The 4,966-nt window shown below is 56.9% G+C and carries 5 protein-coding genes and 2 pseudogenes; 3 read left to right on the top strand and 4 right to left on the bottom strand.

The annotated features are described in order from the left end of the window. The first annotated feature begins 84 nt into the window (after nt 1–84). A complete protein-coding gene (locus tag VMU57_RS18965) occupies nt 85–501 on the top strand; it encodes a hypothetical protein (RefSeq protein WP_325386298.1) in 417 nt (138 codons plus the stop codon). A 103-nt stretch (nt 502–604) separates the two neighbouring features. On the opposite strand, the gene VMU57_RS18960 is transcribed toward VMU57_RS18965, so the two are convergent. Next, nucleotides 605–1,438 (bottom strand): Bro-N domain-containing protein, encoded by an 834-nt coding sequence (locus tag VMU57_RS18960; RefSeq protein ID WP_325386296.1) that lies wholly within the window; start codon nt 1,436–1,438, stop codon nt 605–607. A 478-nt stretch (nt 1,439–1,916) separates the two neighbouring features. Next, nucleotides 1,917–2,516 (bottom strand): annotated as a pseudogene (locus VMU57_RS18955) (hypothetical protein); the annotation flags it as partial. Between the two features lie 76 nt (nt 2,517–2,592). Here VMU57_RS18955 and VMU57_RS18950 point away from each other — a divergent pair. Next, nucleotides 2,593–3,432, top strand: coding sequence for a hypothetical protein (locus VMU57_RS18950; protein WP_325386294.1), 840 nt, complete (start codon nt 2,593–2,595; stop codon nt 3,430–3,432). On the opposite strand, the pseudogene VMU57_RS18945 reads toward VMU57_RS18950, so the two are convergent. Both VMU57_RS18945 and VMU57_RS23175 read right to left on the bottom strand, forming a co-directional pair. Beyond that, nucleotides 3,387–3,683 (bottom strand): annotated as a pseudogene (locus tag VMU57_RS18945) (DUF4372 domain-containing protein); the annotation flags it as partial. The gene VMU57_RS18950 and the pseudogene VMU57_RS18945 sit on opposite strands and share 46 nt — an antisense overlap. A gap of 381 nt (nt 3,684–4,064) precedes the next feature. After that, nucleotides 4,065–4,256 (bottom strand): DUF6876 family protein, encoded by a 192-nt coding sequence (locus tag VMU57_RS23175; protein ID WP_414648685.1) that lies wholly within the window; start codon nt 4,254–4,256, stop codon nt 4,065–4,067. Nucleotides 4,257–4,460: 204 nt separating this feature from the next. On the opposite strand from VMU57_RS23175, the gene VMU57_RS18940 reads away from it, so the two are divergent. Continuing rightward, a partial coding sequence (locus VMU57_RS18940) for a DeoR/GlpR family DNA-binding transcription regulator (RefSeq protein WP_325386292.1) occupies nt 4,461–4,966 on the top strand: 506 nt, incomplete at its 3' end.

The following is a 4,966-nucleotide window of genomic DNA, read 5'->3' as shown; positions in this document are numbered from 1 at the left end:
CCGCCCTCGATTTTCCATTGATGGGACATCCTCATTCATGAGACACGCGAGACTGAGCGCCGACATGGTGCTAAAGTGCCTGGAATGAACTTCCAATGGCCAGACCCGATCAGCCTCGTCGCCGACATTATCGCAATTGTTGGCATTCCGGCACTCGTTTACTCGACAAGGCAACTCTTCGTCGACGTGGAGAAGGCGAGAGAGGAAGCCATAGAGGCGCGGCGACCGAGAGGAATAAGCGAGGACTGCGTGAGCTTCTACGATGTGAACCAGAAGTGCGCCATCAACCTGGTGCCGTTCAAACAACTCGCGGCGATTCCTAGGGTTGGGGATCACGTCTACCTTCCGGGCGAGACCGAGGGCGAACGGAACTATGGCGGCGGCAAGTACGAAGTCGTTGGAACTAATTTTCACTATCGGGAAGATTCGGACGCACACCCGTTCATTCCAGCCAAAACCACAGGGATCGAGATACTAGTCCGCAGGATCGCGTGTAATTGAGAGGGCGAAAGTGTGACAGCGGGGCGCCCCAGGCCTCGCCGTTGGGGCGCGTGCGTTCCGCAGGACAGCCTGCTCTGAAATTGCCGAATGGGCGTGGCCTCTTTCAAGCCATGAGGCTCTTTTTCGATTTGGACGGCGGCAGATAGTTCTCGCCGGTCACGACCTTTCGACCGGTCTTGCTTTCAAGTTCGAGCCGGGCGCGATGAGCAATCCCGCCGCCAGTCTTGGCGGTCTTTTTGTTGGCCGGCAAGCCCACCGCCGCCTCAGTCTCCGCAATCTGACGGGTGGAAAGCTCGGCTAGAGCCGTGAAGATGAGTTCGGCCTCGCTCATGTGATCGCGAAGATTCTGGCTTTCAAGCCCTTTCAGATCCTTATGCTGTTTGACCGAGATGCCGGACCATTCTTCGTGAATGATATTGGTGAGGATGGCGAACTCCTGCCCCTGCTTGACCTCGTGACTGGCCCAGTAGTCGGTCAGTTTGTTGCGCGTCTCCTGCCCGGTCATGCGTTGGGTGATCCACTTTTCGCTGCGGCCCAGCTTGCGCCAATCCTCCCTGGTCCGCTCCAGCGCCAAAGCCGGATCGGCGATCTCCCGCAAGCGTTCATAGCCCACCTTCGCAAGCCAACGCTTGAACGGCTCCGCCTTGGGGGAAGGAATGGACTGGATCAGCCGGAGAACTCCTGGGACATTCCAGCACTGGAGCCTTTGTATTCCCCCCTCCGTTTCAAAGGGAAGCGCAAGGGGGGGGACAAATTGTCCCCCCCCTTTGAAGACGTCGGCCAGAGAGGGATCGCGGCGGCGCAGCTTCTTCAAGTAATCGGAGGGAGCGGGCGAGTCCGTCAGCGCGCTGACAATGTCGGTGAGAACAAACCACCACTCCTCATTGTGAAAGACCCGGCGCACCGGCCGTTCTTCGAAAAGGGCCATCTCGCTCATTTGAAAAACCTTCCCCTCTTGTCTGCTAAGCGCAAGGCGGGCCACCATATGCGTACCGATCTCGCACTGAACGATTCTAACCGGGCAGGTGTGTGACCGGCCTATGCTGAGGCCGATGGCTTGGGCCACTACAAAGGCCATCGCCCCGGCCTCTATCTTGCGGACTGTTTTCTCCGCTGCCGCGCGACGGTTGGCCTTTTGCAACATCGTGCGAGAGGCCATGCACGAGCATCAGGAACTCCTGCGGCGCGGATTGACCAGGCAAGAGTGCAACCTTGCCGCCATAGATGACGCCAAGGAACCCTGTTCATTCTTCGCCTGCAAAATCACCTGTTAAATGTCCGCCTTCGGCGTATTTCCGCGTTGTTTGGCAGTCCCCAGCGGCCTGTAAGTTGTTGAAAGTACGTTTAATAGGGGCTATGGCATGGAAGAGGTCACCGGTTCGATCCCGGTCAGGTCCACCAAATAACTCGATAACTTAGCGGTCGCCCTCCAAATCGCTTGCCCGCATTTTGCCCGCAAATTGCAAAATCTTCCCGCGCGACGGCACTGCAGTCTTTTTTTCCTCTCTTCCTGAACCATTCTTCGGCTCCATGGTTGAACTGCGTGCTTGGGTGTAAGCTCCGTGATCGGCTTCGCATCCTGCAGCATTCGCGCGAGACGTAACGGGCTGCTCAGGACCGGGTCCGGTAGTGCCCGTACCAACCAACTCCGCATAGATCGAGTTGACGGCCGTACGCACTTCTGGTTCGAGCGACTGCATGTAGACGTCCGTTGTCGTCGAGGCCTTGGAGTGCCGCATCATGCCCCGAATGTCCTTGACGTGACCCTTGGTCTTGCCAAGCGTGGCGATGGTGCGGCGGATGACCTGGAATGTCAGTTTCGGCAGATCCAGTTCTCTGGCCAATTTGTGCAGCATGCGATGACGATAGTTGCTCGAATCCATCGGTCCGCCAAAACGTCCCGGAAACATAAACGCGTCCGGAGACGTGTCCTTGCCCCTCTTCCTGCATCCCTCTCGATATTCCGTGATCTCGTTCGTCAAAGCCTCAGCGATCGGAACCTTGGTGAGACTTCCCTTGGTTTTGCCGAAAGGTCAGCCCTCTCCTCCGGTCCCTACGTCGAGGGGAAACGGAATTCGATTTGACCGAGTTTTGAGACCACTTCATGCTGTCTCCGTGTTCGATGAGGCCGAATGGCGATCTCAACCAAAGCGCGCGGAGTGGCAGATATTTGATTCCCTCCAAGACCTCTCCAGCAAGCTCGCCGCGACGGGTTACTTCATCGACCCCGTCATGATCCATGTTGTCTTTCTTGCTTCGAAGCTCCAAAAGCCCCTGCTCCTCGAAGGGCCAGCGGGGAGCGGCAAGACCCAGTTGGCCCTATCAGTAGCAGCAGCGGGCAGGACTCATGTGGAACGGCTCCAGTGCTACCGCGGCGTGACAGAGGACAAGGCCACCGACGGCGACCGCAACCAGACCAAGTCGATGCTCGATGCGCTGTTTCGCAGCGTGCCCGACGTCAGCATGCGCTTTCAGTTTCGTTACGAGATATCCGAGCATCTCGGCGACCTGCTCGCCAGTTACATCCACGAACAGCGCACTGAGCAGTCGGAGGTGATGGCGCTCGATGCCCACCGGCTCAGGATGTGGCGCCAGAAGGAGAGTGGGGGCTTCTACTTCGAGAACCGGCTGCACGTGTACTTCATCTGGGATCCACGCACCAACGCGAAGCTCTATCACTCCACACAGCAAAACCGCAGTCTTGGTGGAATTACTCTGAGCCAGAAGAAGGCCATCCAGCGGACACGCAAGGAGCATGAGACCTATCTGGCGGAGTTTGAATCCATCCTCCGGGGTATCGAGGGGTCGATGGAAGCGGCCAGCCTCGGGCCCCGGAGACTTTTCACCCAGGAACTCTTCGAGGAACTGAAGCACGCGCAGCACCCTAACGTCCTTGCATGGGAGATCAGCCGCAGAGCCAGCGCGTGGTAGATGCGCCAGTCGCGCAGGTTCAACGCATCGGAAAGTGTGGAACGTGTCGGCGGTCCGGCAATGCCCATGTGAAACAGCTTGGCATGGTTGGCATCCAGGCAAACCTCGATGTCGCGCAGCGACTCGCGCCAGGTGAGTTGAGAAAAGGCCATGATGCGAAACAGGTCGGCGCAACCAAGCGTACGAACACACGCATCGCCCTTGTGCCGTTCAATGATGCGCCCAAAGGTCTTCCACGGAACAAACTCCATCACCTACGCAAACAGCGTCTTGCCCATGTTCATGCGGCACTCCCGGTCGTCGAATCCCGAAAGCATCGCAAATGAGCCACACACAATTCAAATCGTGGACACCCTGGAACCGCTGTAAGCTACTCGCGTCAATAGGCTTGATGGCGGCCAATCTAAATTGAACCGGACAGCAGTGATCTAATATTTACGACGAAATTGTTGCCAGGAGCAGTTTCTCAGAAAGAGCAAATCGCGGCTGCGGACGCCGCTGTTGCACGATAGGGGGCTGTTGCCGAAGCGCCAGGTATTCCAACAGCAGGTCGCGGGGTGAGCGAAAGATGCCAATTGCCCAGCCAGGCAAGAGCCTCAACAGGAGGAACATAAGACGAACTCTACATGGCATCAACCCACAACGGACGCACCTCTCATCTTCTTGATTTGAAGACATATCCATATTTTGTTGAGCCACGGGATCTCCTGCATGTAGACTGGGCTTCCATTGCCCTCGTCGCAGAACACTGTCGCGCTACGGTCGGAGTGAACCTTCAAGTTCCATACCTGGAATTCTTCGCCGGCGACGCTAGCATCTTGCAGCAGAGCTTTCAGCTTGGCCCACTATTCATTCGTCATGATTCTACTTTTCTTCTTTTTCTTTCGCCTTGAGCATTAAACTGGTTCCGCGGTGCAATAGTAGGGAAGACGAGGTTGACAATGGCGAAGGGTAGCTCGATATTGGATTCGTCCGACGAAACAATCCCTCGCGAAGCGGCGATGGAGACGCCTGAAGCAGAGCCGCCAATGGACGGAATGATGGCCGAGGAGAGGCGGACGCAGATTCTGCAAATCGTGCGCAGTGCAGGTCGAGTAAAAGTCAACCAGCTAACGAAACGGTTTAACACCTCGGCAGTCACAATCCGTAACGATCTGAATGAATTGCATCAGCGCGGGTTGGTGTTGCGCTCGCATGGCGGGGCGGTACTCCCGGATAAGATTCTGCGCGAATCGCCTGTCCTCGAACGTCTGAAGGCGTACTCCGACGAGAAGCGGCGCATCGGCGCTATGGCAGTTTCTCTCATCCACGATGGCGAAACGATCATCCTGGATTCGGGGACCACTACGCTGGAAATCGCCCGGCAAATGAAGAAGATGCAGGGACTGCAGGTCATTACCAACGGGGTGAACATCGCCGCCGAACTGTTGGACGCGCGCGATGTGCAGGTTTTCATTGTCGGAGGCACGGTGCGTGGAGAATCCGCGTCAATCAGCGGACACTTCACCGAAGAAATGTTCGATCAGTTCTCCGC

Origin of the sequence: Edaphobacter sp. (genome assembly GCF_035532915.1) — a bacterium.
In the GTDB taxonomy this organism is placed as follows: domain Bacteria; phylum Acidobacteriota; class Terriglobia; order Terriglobales; family Acidobacteriaceae; genus Edaphobacter.
Note: the sequence above shows the minus strand (reverse complement) of the source record. Positions and strands in the feature narration are given on the sequence as shown.